Here is a 12,819-nt window from a genome sequence, read left to right on the forward strand (position 1 = left end):
GGAAAACAATTCCAAGGAGGTCCAAAATGGACATTCATGAGTATCAGGCCAAGGAGCTTCTTTCGAAGTTCGGCGTGCCTATTCCGCGCGGTGGTCTGGCCTATAGCCCTGAGCAGGCGACCTATCGCGCCAGCGAGCTGGGAAGCGGAGCTGTCGTTGTTAAGGCGCAGATCCATTCGGGTGCTCGCGGCAAAGCCGGTGGCATCAAGCTCTGCAAGACCGAGCAGGAAATCGAAGACGCTGCCGAGGCGCTGCTCGGCCGCAAGCTCGTCACCCATCAGACGGGCCCTGCTGGCAAGCTCGTCTCGCGTCTGTACATCGAAGAAGCCACCAACATCGACAAAGAGATCTATCTCGGCTTCGTGATGGATCGCGCGTCGGAGCGCATCATGGTCGTGGCTTCGGCCGCGGGCGGCATGGACATCGAAGAGATTTCCGCAAAGAAGCCCGACACCATCATCCGCGTCTCGGTGGACCCCGCGGTCGGTATGCAGCAATTCCAGGCGCGCGAGATTGCGTTTGGGCTCGGCGTCGATCCTGAGATCGTCAACAAACTGGTTACGGCAGTTATGGGTTGCTATCGCGCATTCCGCGATCTGGATGCAACCATGGTGGAGATCAATCCGCTCGTGATCACGAAGGAAAAGACCGTCGTGGCGCTCGATGCCAAGATGTCCTTCGACGAAAACGCACTGTTTCGCCGCCCCCACATCGCGGAGCTGCGTGACAAGAGCCAGGAAGATCCGCGCGAAACTTATGCCAACGATCGCGGCTTGTCGTATGTCGGCCTCGATGGTGACATCGGATGCGTCGTCAACGGTGCCGGTCTCGCCATGGCAACGCTCGACATGATCAAACTGGCGGGTGGAGAGCCGGCCAACTTCCTCGATATTGGCGGGGGCGCTTCACCTGAACGCGTCACCAAGTCGTTCCGGGCTGTGCTGCGCGACAAGAACGTCAAGGCCATCCTTGTCAACGTTTTCGCAGGCATCAACCGCTGCGACTGGGTTGCAAAGGGCGTGGTCGATTCCATCAAGGAGCTGAAGATCACGATGCCCGTCGTCGTGCGTCTTGCCGGCACCAACGTAGAGGAAGGCCGCAAGATCATCGAGCAGAGCGGACTTTCGGTCATCAGTGCCGACACGCTTGCAGAAGCGGCCAAGAATGCCGTCGCTGCGGCCAAAAGCGCCTAAGGCCCCGGAGGAGACATCTATGGCTATTTTCATCAACGAGAATACACCCATCCTGATCCAGGGCTTTACCGGCCGCATCGGCACGTTTCATGCCCAGGAGATGATTGACTACGGCACCAACGTGATCGGTGGCGTCACGCCCGGTAAGGGTGGTTCCACCCATCTTGGCCGTCCGGTCTTCAACACGGTGAAGGGTGCCGTGGAAGAGGCTGGCGCAGAAGCCTCGATCGTGTTCGTGCCGCCGCCGTTCGCGGCGGACGCGATCATGGAAGCCGCCGATGCGGGCATCAAGTACTGCGTCTGCATCACAGATGGCATTCCCGCCCAGGACATGATCCGCGTGAAGCGATACATGCGCCGCTACAAGAAAGAGCAGCGTATGGTTCTGACCGGACCGAATTGCGCCGGCACGATTTCGCCGGGCAAGGCCATGCTAGGCATCATGCCCGGACACATCTATCTGCCGGGCCGAGTTGGCATCGTCGGGCGTTCAGGCACGCTGGGCTACGAAGCGGCCGAGCAGCTCAAGGCTCTCGGTATCGGCGTGTCGACGTCGGTCGGCATTGGCGGCGACCCCATCAATGGCTCGTCGTTCCGCGATGTGCTCGAACACTTCGCCGAGGATCCCGATACCGATGCGGTCATGATGATCGGTGAAATCGGCGGTCCGCAGGAAGCTGAAGCTGGCGAGTTTATCCGCGACCACTTCAAGAAGCCTGTCATTGCCTACATCGCAGGTCTGTCAGCGCCCAAGGGCCGCCGGATGGGCCATGCAGGCGCCATCGTCTCGGCTTTCGGCGAGTCGGCTGCGGAGAAGGTCGACATCCTGAAGAACTGTGGCGTGAACATTGCGCCGACGCCATCGGAAATGGGCGCGACGGTTGCCCAAGTACTCTCGAAGACCAAGAAGGTCGCTTAAAGCGCCCCTGAATGACACGACTGCCCGCATCCGGCTTGATCTCTTCAAGCTGGATGCAGGCCAAGCGTTGCGCGCGTGTCGCCTCGCATAAACAACGAAAACGGAGGCCGGAGGATCAACGTCATGCAAGACAAGACCAGCGCTGAAAGCACCGTGAAGCTCGATGGCTCCGTGTTGCGTGATGAGCTCAAGCGTCTTCGCACGAAGATCCCCGACAATCCCTCTCTCAATCCCATCCTCAATGTCGCATTCGACCTGTCGCGGCGGCTGGAGTCGGGGCAGATCCCCTACAAGGAACTGAAAGCTCTCGCCGGTCGCATCATGGATCGCGCCTGTGTGCATCGCGCGCGCAACTTGCGCGAACGTATCGGCTACCAGGATCAGGCGACGACGCTTAAGGATTTCACGTCTTACGTCGAGAAGACCGCCGAAAAGGCCGGCTCGCTTGAGGCCTTCTCAGAGCGCTGGGAGCGCGCACGCACAGGCATCGTCTTGACGGCCCATCCCACGTTCGGCCTGTCTGACGAGCTGTACCATCGCATGGTGGAAATCGCCGTCTCCAATCCCGAAGACAATGACGTCACCATCGGTTTGCCGCATCGTCCCTCGGGCAAGATCACTTTGCAGCACGAGCACAAGTGCGCTCAGGATGCGATCGAGAACCTGCGCAATGCTTATGAGGAGCTTCTGCACGGCTTCTACAGCGTCGCGGCCCAGAAATTCGGGCCGGAAGCGTACAACTTGCGCCCCAAGATGACGACGTTTGCTTCCTGGGTCGGCTACGATCTTGACGGGCGCACGGATATTGCCTGGACCTTCTCGTTCAAGGTCCGGCTGATGGAGAAGCGCGCCGCGCTTGTCGATGTGCGCAAGCGCTTCCTCAACCTGAAGCACAAGTTGGGTGACGGCGACGCCGTTCAACGCATTTCCAGGCAGTTGACTGGAAAGCTCGATCTTGCGATCGCCGCCGTGGACGAGCAGCTGAAGGCGCTGGAAGATGTTGGTTCCGGTCCTGGCGCGCTGGCGAAAGCGGCAAATGTCATTACGCGCGGAGATGGCTACAACATCACCTCCGTCGAGCCGCTGACGTCTCTATTGGCTCAGCTTCTCGATGCTACTGAAGCGCCTCAGATGAAGCGTGCGGTTGCAGCGTTGATCGGGCTCGTGGATGCAACCGGCCTTGGTGCGTCTCACATCCATCTGCGCATCAACGCGCTGCAGATCAACAACGCTTTCCGCGCCTTCGTGCACGAGCCCTGGACGCGCGATCTGAGCGAGCGTCAGGCGCTGGCGCGCATCGTGGAGATGATACGCAACTCGCCGCGCGAGACGGTCAACTTCGAGACCCTGGATCTGGAGACGGCGACCGCCATCCGCCAGTTCGCATTAGCGGCGCAGATCTTCAAGCATGTCGACCACGAGACGCCGATCCGATTCCTGATTGCCGAGTGCGAAAGCCCTGCGACGATCTTGATCGCGATCTTCTTCGCCAAGCTGTTCGGCGTCGAAACTATTACGGACATCTCCCCATTGTTCGAGACGCCGTTTGGTCTCGAAAACGGCACCCGGATCATGGAGCGTCTGCTGGAGGAGGATGCCTATCGCGATTACGTACGCGGTAGAAAGCGTCTGTCCATTCAGACGGGTTTCTCCGATGCGGGGCGCTTTATCGGACAAATCTCAGCGACGCTTGCGATCGAGCGCTACTATCAGGGTCTTGCCGCGATCATCGATCGGGCTGGCTTGGACGGCGTGGAGACGTTGATATTCTCGACCCACGGCGAGTCCATGGGGCGTGGCGCGCATCCCGGCGATCTCCACACACGCCTCCATTACGTGTTTTCGGATGAGGCGCGCCGCCGTTTCGGAAATGCGGAGTTGCCCGTCAAGCACGAGACCAGCTTCCAGGGCGGTGACGGCTATATGTTCTTCGGTCACCGTGCGCTGACCACGCGCACGCTGGCGACGATCATCATGGACGGTGACGTTCCCGAGCCCGAGAACGATCCTTTCTACACGCAGCAGAACCTGTCGCTGGACTTCTTCCTGCGCTTGCGCGCTTACCAACAGGCGCTCTTCGCGCACTCTGGCTATCGCGCCATGCTCGGTGCGTTCGGTCCCAATCTTCTGTTCAAGACGGGCTCGCGTCCGGTCAAGCGCCAGGGTGTTCATGCCTCCGATCGTGGCGATCCGGCCCGGATGCGCGCAATCCCCAACAACGCAATTCTTCAGCAGTTCGGCTACATCGCGAACGTCGTCGCCGGCCTTGGCGCCGGTGTGGGCGCCGACAAGGATCGCTTTGCCAAGCTGGCTCGGTCTTCGTCCCGCTTGAAATCGCTGTTGCAAATGATCGCGCACGGCAAGAAGCTGTCGAGCCTCAACGCCATGGGAGCAAACGCGACTGTATTCGATGCCGGCTTCTGGGCGTCACGCGCCTCCTGGGGACGAGAGGAAGCGCTGGAACCGGCATTCCGATCGCTTGCTACGCACTTGCTCAAAGATGACCGTTGCAGCTCGATCAACCAGCTGGTTCATCACTTGCGGCTCGACGCCATCGATCTCCACGCGATCCTTGAAAATCAGGATATGTCGGGCGGCAAAGTGCCTGACGAGCATCGTCTCGAGCTGGATCTGCTACAGGCTATCCGCCTTGCCGTGATCATGCGCATCTTCATTCTGGCTGCACAGCTGCCGCGCTTCACGCCTCAAGACGGCCTATCCTACGAGCAGGTTCTCGACATGGCCTTGAGCCTGGAAATCCCCGAAGTTGTTTCGATCATGCGCAAAGCCTTCCCGCATGAGCAAAGGGCGGCGGACGCGAGTGCCTCGTTCGACGAGCCAGCGAGCTACCGCCCGCGCGGCATCGACGACTATGGCCGTCTGGAAAACGAGATTTTCCAGCCGATGGAAGAGGCATACGAGTTCGTGCGTGAGATCGGCACGGGCATCTCTCACCATTTCGGCGCCTTCGGCTGAGGTCGGGCGCGCTCAGGAAATCGATCGATCAGGGGGCGAGGTCGCGTGCGCTGAGCGCAAAGACCTCGCCCTCACTTTGTTGCGTATCAAGCCAGAAGAACGGCAGGTCGGGATAGTCTGCTTCAAGAGCTTCACGGGCTTGGCCGACTTCGACGACGAGAATGCCATCGTCGGTCAGGTATTCGCCGGCCTGACCCAAGATGCGGCGAACCAGATCGAGACCATCGACGCCTCCCAGGTGTGCAAGCTCGGGCTCCGCGCGATACTCGGGAGGAAATGCGTCAACGGCCTGCGCTGTCACGTAAGGCGGATTGGCGATGATGAGATCGAAGCGCTCTTGCGGTACGCTCTCATAGAGATCCGATTGCAGTAGCCGAATGCGGTCATCCAGCGCGTAGTCGGCGACGTTGATGCGAGCAACATCGAGCGCGTCTGTCGAAATGTCGATCGCCATAAGCTTTGCGTTGGGGAATGCCTCGGCGGCAAGAACCGCAAGGCAGCCCGATCCCGTGCATAGTTCCAGAATGCTGGCAATGGCACCGGAATCTTCGATGAGGCTGGCCAATCGGTCTCGCACCAGAAGCTCTCCGATGTAGGATCGCGGCACGATCGTGCGTTCATCGACGTAGAACTTGTGGCCAGCAATCCATGCAGAGTGGATGAGGTATGGAGCAGGCTTGCGCGTTGCGATTCGCGCTTTGAGAAGATCGTGCAAGCTTCGCCGTTCGGCGTGCGTCATGCGGCAATCGAGCCAAGGCCCGATGTCGTCGATAGGAAGTTTCAGGGCGGACAGGATGAGGAACGCCGCTTCGTCGACGGCGTTATCTGTACCATGACCATAGACGAGATCGGCTCCTTCAAACGTGGTAACGCCCCACCTCAGCCAATCGCGTAAGGTGACAAGGTCATTGACTGGATCGGCGTCGATTGCGTCGGTCATTGCTGCCTCCTGATCGCGCCGTTTTGCTGCCACCGCTGCCGATTAGCAAGGGTTTACCAACAAGGCTTGCCGGGAAGCGAAACGCTGGGCTTGCGGTTGGTAGGTGTCGGGCGGCAAGTTCGACGCAAGGGACGAAGAGGGCGGGCGCGCGCGTGATGTTGACGGACAAAAGGTGGCTTTTGCCGGTCGCGACCGCGCTGCTTTTTGCGCTTGCCTGGCCAGTGCGGCATCTGCCTTCCAACAGGCTTGCGGCCGCCAAGGATGAAACGGCGCTGTTTGCGGCCCAGTCCTGGCACTACCAGCTCGACGATATTGACGTCGATCGCCTCGCCGCTACCCCTGCGGACGTGCTCGTCATCGACTATGCAAAAAAGCAGGGAAAGATCCCGCTCACGCGCGAGGACGTGGCGCGCATTAAAGCAGGGCCTGACGGCAGAAAGCGGATCGTTCTCGCCTACCTTTCGGTGGGCGAGGCTGAGGAGTATCGCTTCTACTGGCGTCCGGAGTGGAAGACTTCGCCGCCCGATTGGCTCGGCGAGGAGAACTGCGCTTGGCCGCAGGCGCACCGCGTTAGGTTTTGGTTGCCGGGATGGAAGGACATAAATTTTGCCGGTACGAATTCCTATCTAAAGCGCATCATCGATGCAGGCTTTGATGGGGTCTATCTTGACCGCGTTGATATTTACGAGACCTACGAGAAAGACCGGCCGACCGCGCGCGACGACATGATCGCTTATGTAGAAGAACTTTCACACACCGCTTGGCGCTTGAAGCCGGGTTTCTACATCGTCCCGCAAAATGCCGAAAGCCTGTTGAGCAATGCTCAGTATCGTTCAGCTATCGACGGGCTGGGCAAGGAAAGTCTGTTCTACGGCATCCAGGCCACCGGGGTGCGCAACAAGCCGGAGGACATCGCCTGGTCGCTTGCAATGCTCAACCGGCTGCGGGCCGAGGACAAGCCGGTGTTTGCGGTAGAATATCTCATCGACCGGCATGCGATGCGCGTGGCAGATAATGAGGTACGTCAGCACGGCTTTGTGCCGACGTTCCAAACCAGGGCGCTTGATGGCAAAGACCCCACCGCGCCCATCGAGCTAAGCACGGAGGTCGGCACGCCGGAGCGCACGACAAAGGAATGTCCGCCCGGCAGTTCATGGTAAACGCGCATCGCTATCGCGGGGCGCCTAAGTCAAACGGTAGTCTTTAGCCCAGCAGTGGGGGTTTCCCGGACAGCCACAAGACGTCCGCGGAAAGCGTCCCGGACAGCCCATCACATAAGAGTACATTTGCATGTCGAGAGTAACAGCATTCTTGGCCACAGCTCTGGCCGCGGTGGCGTCGCTTGCCGTGCTGGCGAACAGCGCATCAGCACAACAGCGGTCTACAGGCTTGGAAGGGGTGAAGAACTGGGCATACCAATTGAAGGACGTGAGCCAGGAAAAGATCGACAAGATTATCGCCTCACCGTTCGACATGATCATCATCGATTCTTCGATGTTTCCTGGCGGCAAGGAAGTCCGCCTGACGCGCGAGCAGGTGGAGAGCATGAAGAAGAAGCCGGATGGCAGCCGCCGTCTGGTGGTCGCTTACTTCAGCGCTGGCGAATGCGAGAGCTTCCGTTCCTACTGGAAGAAGGAATGGGACAGGCACCATCCGGCATGGGTCTACAAGGCGGATCGCGATTGGAAGGGCGACTACATCGTCAAGTACTGGAATCCAGACTGGCGCAAAATCATCTACGGAACACCGGACTCCTTGATCGACAACATTCTCGCTGCCGGGTTCGACGGCATATCCATCGACCGTGTCGACGCCTATTACTACTTCGGTGATACGGAGGAGCGCCGCTTGCAAATGATCGACCTGATCAAGGGCATTTCCTCCTATATGCGCGCCAAGAAGCCGGACTCTGTGATCCTAGCGCAGAATGCCGAGGAGCTCCTCGATCACGCCGACTATCTGGCAGCCATCGACGGAATTGCGAAAGAAGATCTCTTGTTCGGCATCAGCCACAAGGAGCGTCGCAATTCGCAAGGCGACATCGAGCACTCTACCAAGCTTTTGGATGCGGCTCGCAAGCAAGGCAAGGTGATCTTCGTCATCGAGTATCTCAAGAACAAAGCCAACATCGCTGAAGCGCGCCGGTATATGAAGGAGCACGACTTCGTACTCTATGTCGGGCAGCGCGATCTCTACGAGCTGTCGGGTGTCGTCGGAGCCGAGGACGGGACGGCCAAAAAATAGCCGGTTCGAGCTCTTGCAAGTCATAAGCCGGTTAGCTGGCGCACTTGACTTTGCCGAGGAGCCTATCGCCTCGGGCGTCGCGCGGTGTTATGTTCGGGCAACTGAAGGATCAATCAGGAGGCCGCGATGAGCACGGTGTTGATGATCGTATTGGGCGCCATCGCGCTTCTGGTTCTTTGGCTGGTCACCACTTACAACGGTCTTGTTGGCTTGCGTCAAAGGGTCAAGCAGTCCTTCGCGGACATAGACGTCCAACTCAAGCAGCGTCAGGATCTCATTCCCAATCTCGTGGAAACGGTGAAGGGTTATGCCAAGCATGAGCGCGACACGCTTGAGAATGTCATAAAGTGGCGCAACGCAGCTCAAGCTGCGAGCGGTCCGGCCGCCCAGGCAGCGGCCGAAGGACAGCTTACCCAGGCCCTGCGCCAGCTCATGGTTGTGGCGGAGGCCTATCCCGACCTCAAGGCCAATGCCAACTTCCAGCAGTTGCAGGCCGAACTGGCCGATATCGAAAATAAGATCGCGGCTTCTCGGCGCTTCTTCAACAACGCGGCTGCCGAATATAACGCGACGCGGGAAAGCTTTCCTGCCGTGTTGTTTTCAAACGCGATGGGGTTTGGACCGCAGGAGTTCTTCAATTTGGATGAAGTCGAGCGCAAGGCTGCGTCCGAGGCTCCAAAAGTGCAGTTCTAGGCTGGGCACCTGAAATGATGCGAGCCTACGGGCTTTACGGGCATATCCGCGCCAACAAGATCAAGTCGGTGGTGTTGCTCGCCGGGTTCGTTGTCCTGCTGCATGCACTTCTGTTTTCTATTCTACTCTTTTTGAATGCTCTTCAGGGCGGGCCTTTCGAGTACATCGTCTCCCAGGCCATGGAGCAATTTACGGGCTCCTGGCCCGTCGCAGCGCTGGCTGCCGCTCTGTGGTTCGTTATCGCCTATAAATTTCACGGAGCCATGATCCGCAGTGCGACAGGCGCGAAGGGCGTCTCGCGGCAGGAGGCGCCTGAACTCTACAACGCGCTTGAGAACCTGTGCATCTCTCGCGGTATACCGATGCCACGCTTGGAGATCATGGAGACGCCGGCGCTCAATGCCTACGCGGCTGGTATCAGCGATGGCGACTACGTTGTGGCGGTTACGCGCGGTTTGCTTCAAACGCTCGACAAGCCAGAGCTTGAGGCGGTGCTGGCCCACGAGCTGACCCACATTCGAAATCGCGACACCCAGTTGCTGGTGATCGCGGTAATCTTTGCGGGTGTATTCGCATTCTTCGGCGACCTGACCATTCGCCGTTGGGACTTCCCATATGGCCTTTCTCCGCAGGGCAAGCGACGCGATGAGGCAGGCACTTGGCAAAGCGACGACCGGCGTGGCGGTCGCGACAACGGCGGCGGGGCCGCGCTCGCTATCCTGATCGCTATCGCGATCATCGTTATTTCATGGGGGATCTCGACGCTCATCCGGTTCGCTCTGTCGCGCTCGCGCGAATATCTGGCGGATGCCGGTGCTGTTGAGCTGACAAAAAATCCCGAAGCGATGATCTCGGCGCTGCGCAAGATCGATCAGAACGCCAAAATGGACGTTGTCTCGCGCATGGAAGCGTTCTTCATCGAGAACCCCGTGCGTACCCGCGTAAGTGGGTTCTTGGCGACGCACCCCTCTATCAGCGAGAGGATCGCGGCAATCCGGACATTCTCGGGCGGTCAGAGCAAGGAGCTTGACCCGACGCTCTAAGCGATCAGGCCTGGAACGTCAGGGCATTGATGGATCAAGCCGTGGCCGGCAGCTCGTCGAAGCGGATCATGCGTCGGTTGGCCTCATCCCACAACTTCAGCCGTGCGCACGCGAAGCTCTCCCACAGCGTCAGCCTGTTCAGTGCTTTGAGTTCGGGGCTCGCATTGAGGCAGTCTTGCAGGCGGTAGTTCGGGATCATGCTGTTGAGATGGTGGATGTGATGCAGACCGATATTGCCGGTGAACCAGTTGAGCACCCTCGGCAGATCATAGAAAGAGGATCCCAGAAGTGCTGCAACCTGGAAGTCCCACTCACCAGCGTTGTCCCATCGGGTTTCTTCAAACTGGTGCTGCACGAAGAACAGCCAGCCGCCGGCAGCTGAGGCGAGATGAACGATGGGCCAGACCACGAACACGACGTCGGATAGACCAAAGGCATAGATCAGCGGGCCATAGAATGCGGCCAGCGCCAGATTGAGTCCGATCACGCTCTTCCATGCGTCGCGCGCTGGCAGCGCGTGAAGCCAAGGCAGGCGCTGAATGAAGACAAAATAGAATGGCACGCCGATGCCAAAGAGGAAGAACGGGTTGCGATAAAGCCGGTAGCGCAGCTTCCCTAGGATCGAAAGCGCCTGATACTCCGTGATCGTCAGCGTGTCGATGTCGCCAGCGCCGCGGCGATCCAGATTTCCAGAGGTCGCGTGATGGAGGGCATGTTCACGGCGCCACAAGCCATAGGGCGCCATGGTCAGAACGCTCATCAAACGGCCCAGATAATCGTTGGCCTTGCGCGAACCGAAGAACGAGCCATGGCCACAGTCGTGCTGAATGATGAATGCGCGCACCAGCAGGCCGCCGGCAGGGATGGCCAAGAGCAACGTCAGCCAATAGTTGGTGCGCACGGTGGCGAACATCGCGGCGACGATCAGCGTCAGTGGAATTATCGTTGTGGCGATCTGCAGAATCGCTAGCCGAGTGACCGAGCCGCGATAGGCCTGGCAGTGCGCCGCGAGCCGGCGAACTCTCTGCTTCGTTGCTTCTTCCATCTTGTGGGGAGTATTGGAATCGTAGGTGCTGACATCGACACTGGTCAGCACATCGTCGGTCAACGGCTTCGTCAGATTCACAGGAGTGTCCCCCAAGAGTTAGGCAACGCGCACTCTAAGCACACGCGAAAGTGAAAGTCGGTTAGCATATTCGCGCAACCAACGCGAAGAAAGTTTGACGGTTCGGGCCCGATAACTTCTGCTTATTCTCAGACATTTCTATCTGTCGTTGAAGGCTTGAAACATAGTGAAATGTTCTTGAGTTGACGCCAATCAAAGACAAACGGGGCCGCGAACTCGCGACCCCGTCTGACTTCTCATATCTCGAAGTGTGCACTAGCGAACACTAGTGCTGTCCCCAGATTTCGACGATTGCAGAGCCCTTGCCGCGGGCCGAGCTGTCGAAGAACCGAGAGCGATACTTGGCTTCGATCCGATCGATGGCAGTGCGCCGCTGGCCCTTGAGATCGATCGGCCCGTACGTGCCGCCCGCGTCAACGCGGGTCCGGACAGGGATCGTTTCATCGGTGCCGTCGGTATAAATCACTTTCACCTCATTCAAGGTAATCGCGCGATCGCGGACGGTCACACGGATGCGCTTGAAGCCGCCCTCGTTGGCACCTACTGGAATGACGTCCTTGTCGAAGCCGACGAAGCCTGCGGTCTGAGCGCCAAGCAGCACCCAGCCCTGATTATATTTGCGGCCTTCGCCGTTGGGTCCAAGCCAGCCCGGCGCATACTTGCCGAACACCTCGATGCGGGCCTGACCGCGGAAACTCGGACGCGAGCGGTAGACCAGCTGGATCTCCTTGATGAAGCGGTCACCTTTGAGGTCGATCCAGTTCGTGCGGGAGTTCTTCGGTACGTTGGCGTTGACTGCAAGCGTGTCCGTCTCCCCGTTGGCGTAGACGATTTTCATCTCGTTGATGAAGATGTCGTTGTCGAGAACGCGAAGACGGATGCGGTCGAACTTGCCGATTTGGTTTCCAACGCGAATGACGTCGCGGTCTACGCCGAAGCCGACGTATTGCGCACCAAAGAGGACGTCACCACCTGCGCTGGCTTGTCCAACAGGTGCCGAAGAGTGCTCTGACGATGTCGGGCGCGTGTCCAAGGCAGGCGCTGAGGGCGACGTTGGAACGCGGCTAACCGTCGTCGAGCTGCTGCCACGGCGGCTTCTATTGCGGTCGTCGTAGTAGTCATCGCCGCCGCTGCGCGACATGCGTGCACCGCGGCTGTCTTGAATACCCAGGATCTGAAGTTGCCCGCGTCCACGGCCGGGAACCTGAGTGATATTGATCTTGTCGATGAAGCGGCTTTCCGAAGTCGGATTGATCGGACGGCTGCGCTCGCCTTGGTACATGTCGATCTGACGATCTTCGTTGTGCGTGGAGCCGTCTGAGTAGACGATTTGCACGCTCGAGAGGTCGAACAGATAGCCGCTATTGTTCTTGACGCGAATGCCCTTGTAGGCACCCTTCGCCGTGCTGACGTCGATCGTATAGCGATCAAGCGATAGATCGACATCCTGTTCGGAGATAACAACGAGGTTATCTCCTCCGCCGCGGTGCCTCAGCCTGTGGGCCTCCGCGCTCAACGCGCCAACGGCCACGATGGCGCACAACGCCACTACCAGCCTTCGCAACATGAAAGAACTCCCCTAAAGGTTTGTGCGCACGTAGCCCCGTGCCTACAGACGCCGCTCAGTTTAGCGGTTGGCGGACGAAAAGGCAGAGGCAACGGGTGCTGAGAGCTCTTCAGCTGTG

Annotated in this window: 10 protein-coding genes; 7 read left to right on the top strand and 3 right to left on the bottom strand. The window is 59.0% G+C overall.

The window, feature by feature from the left end; genetic code table 11:
* Positions 1-26: 26 nt before the first annotated feature.
* From R3D51_05735 to R3D51_05745, 3 genes are all read left to right on the top strand, one after another.
* Positions 27-1,193 (top strand): malate--CoA ligase subunit beta, encoded by a 1,167-nt coding sequence (locus R3D51_05735; GenBank protein MEZ5898976.1) that lies wholly within the window; start codon positions 27-29, stop codon positions 1,191-1,193.
* A gap of 19 nt (positions 1,194-1,212) precedes the next feature.
* Positions 1,213-2,112: a succinate--CoA ligase subunit alpha gene (sucD, locus tag R3D51_05740; protein ID MEZ5898977.1), complete on the top strand. Its 900-nt coding sequence runs from the start codon at positions 1,213-1,215 to the stop codon at positions 2,110-2,112.
* 123 nt (positions 2,113-2,235) lie between these two features.
* Complete coding sequence (locus R3D51_05745; protein MEZ5898978.1) at positions 2,236-5,088, top strand: phosphoenolpyruvate carboxylase; 2,853 nt, start codon at positions 2,236-2,238, stop codon at positions 5,086-5,088.
* A 28-nt stretch (positions 5,089-5,116) separates the two neighbouring features.
* Here the strand turns inward: R3D51_05745 and prmB are convergent, their stop codons facing one another.
* Positions 5,117-6,028: a 50S ribosomal protein L3 N(5)-glutamine methyltransferase gene (gene prmB, locus R3D51_05750; GenBank protein MEZ5898979.1), complete on the bottom strand. Its 912-nt coding sequence runs from the start codon at positions 6,026-6,028 to the stop codon at positions 5,117-5,119.
* Between the two features lie 155 nt (positions 6,029-6,183).
* Here prmB and R3D51_05755 point away from each other — a divergent pair, with 155 nt between their 5' ends.
* The 4 genes from R3D51_05755 to R3D51_05770 all read left to right on the top strand — a co-directional run bounded on the left by R3D51_05755 (position 6,184) and on the right by R3D51_05770 (position 10,008).
* Positions 6,184-7,188, top strand: coding sequence for an endo alpha-1,4 polygalactosaminidase (locus R3D51_05755; GenBank protein ID MEZ5898980.1), 1,005 nt, complete (start codon positions 6,184-6,186; stop codon positions 7,186-7,188).
* A gap of 130 nt (positions 7,189-7,318) precedes the next feature.
* Positions 7,319-8,272 carry an endo alpha-1,4 polygalactosaminidase gene (locus tag R3D51_05760; GenBank protein ID MEZ5898981.1) on the top strand — a complete coding sequence of 318 codons (954 nt, stop codon included), beginning with the start codon at positions 7,319-7,321 and terminating at the stop codon, positions 8,270-8,272.
* A 126-nt stretch (positions 8,273-8,398) separates the two neighbouring features.
* Positions 8,399-8,965: a LemA family protein gene (locus R3D51_05765; protein ID MEZ5898982.1), complete on the top strand. Its 567-nt coding sequence runs from the start codon at positions 8,399-8,401 to the stop codon at positions 8,963-8,965.
* A 14-nt stretch (positions 8,966-8,979) separates the two neighbouring features.
* Positions 8,980-10,008 (top strand): M48 family metallopeptidase, encoded by a 1,029-nt coding sequence (locus R3D51_05770; GenBank protein ID MEZ5898983.1) that lies wholly within the window; start codon positions 8,980-8,982, stop codon positions 10,006-10,008.
* Between the two features lie 34 nt (positions 10,009-10,042).
* On the opposite strand, the gene R3D51_05775 is transcribed toward R3D51_05770, so the two are convergent.
* Together R3D51_05775 and R3D51_05780 are read right to left on the bottom strand one after the other, a co-directional pair.
* Positions 10,043-11,134 carry a fatty acid desaturase gene (locus tag R3D51_05775; GenBank protein MEZ5898984.1) on the bottom strand — a complete coding sequence of 364 codons (1,092 nt, stop codon included), beginning with the start codon at positions 11,132-11,134 and terminating at the stop codon, positions 10,043-10,045.
* A gap of 265 nt (positions 11,135-11,399) precedes the next feature.
* A complete protein-coding gene (locus tag R3D51_05780; protein MEZ5898985.1) occupies positions 11,400-12,701 on the bottom strand; it encodes a DUF2541 family protein in 1,302 nt (433 codons plus the stop codon).
* Positions 12,702-12,819: the final 118 nt, after the last annotated feature.

This window comes from Hyphomicrobiaceae bacterium (assembly GCA_041397645.1).
In the GTDB taxonomy this organism is placed as follows: domain Bacteria; phylum Pseudomonadota; class Alphaproteobacteria; order Rhizobiales; family Hyphomicrobiaceae; genus Hyphomicrobium_B.

Excerpts from the sequence above, each read along its gene's own strand:
- R3D51_05735 (MEZ5898976.1), top strand. The coding sequence starts at position 27 with ATGGACATTCATGAGTATCAGGCCAAGGAGCTTCTTTCGAAGTTCGGC.
- sucD (MEZ5898977.1), top strand. The coding sequence starts at position 1,213 with ATGGCTATTTTCATCAACGAGAATACACCCATCCTGATCCAGGGCTTT.
- R3D51_05745 (MEZ5898978.1), top strand. The coding sequence starts at position 2,236 with ATGCAAGACAAGACCAGCGCTGAAAGCACCGTGAAGCTCGATGGCTCC.
- prmB (MEZ5898979.1), bottom strand. The coding sequence starts at position 6,028 with ATGACCGACGCAATCGACGCCGATCCAGTCAATGACCTTGTCACCTTA.
- R3D51_05755 (MEZ5898980.1), top strand. The coding sequence starts at position 6,184 with ATGTTGACGGACAAAAGGTGGCTTTTGCCGGTCGCGACCGCGCTGCTT.
- R3D51_05760 (MEZ5898981.1), top strand. The coding sequence starts at position 7,319 with ATGTCGAGAGTAACAGCATTCTTGGCCACAGCTCTGGCCGCGGTGGCG.
- R3D51_05765 (MEZ5898982.1), top strand. The coding sequence starts at position 8,399 with ATGAGCACGGTGTTGATGATCGTATTGGGCGCCATCGCGCTTCTGGTT.
- R3D51_05770 (MEZ5898983.1), top strand. The coding sequence starts at position 8,980 with ATGATGCGAGCCTACGGGCTTTACGGGCATATCCGCGCCAACAAGATC.
- R3D51_05780 (MEZ5898985.1), bottom strand. The coding sequence starts at position 12,701 with ATGTTGCGAAGGCTGGTAGTGGCGTTGTGCGCCATCGTGGCCGTTGGC.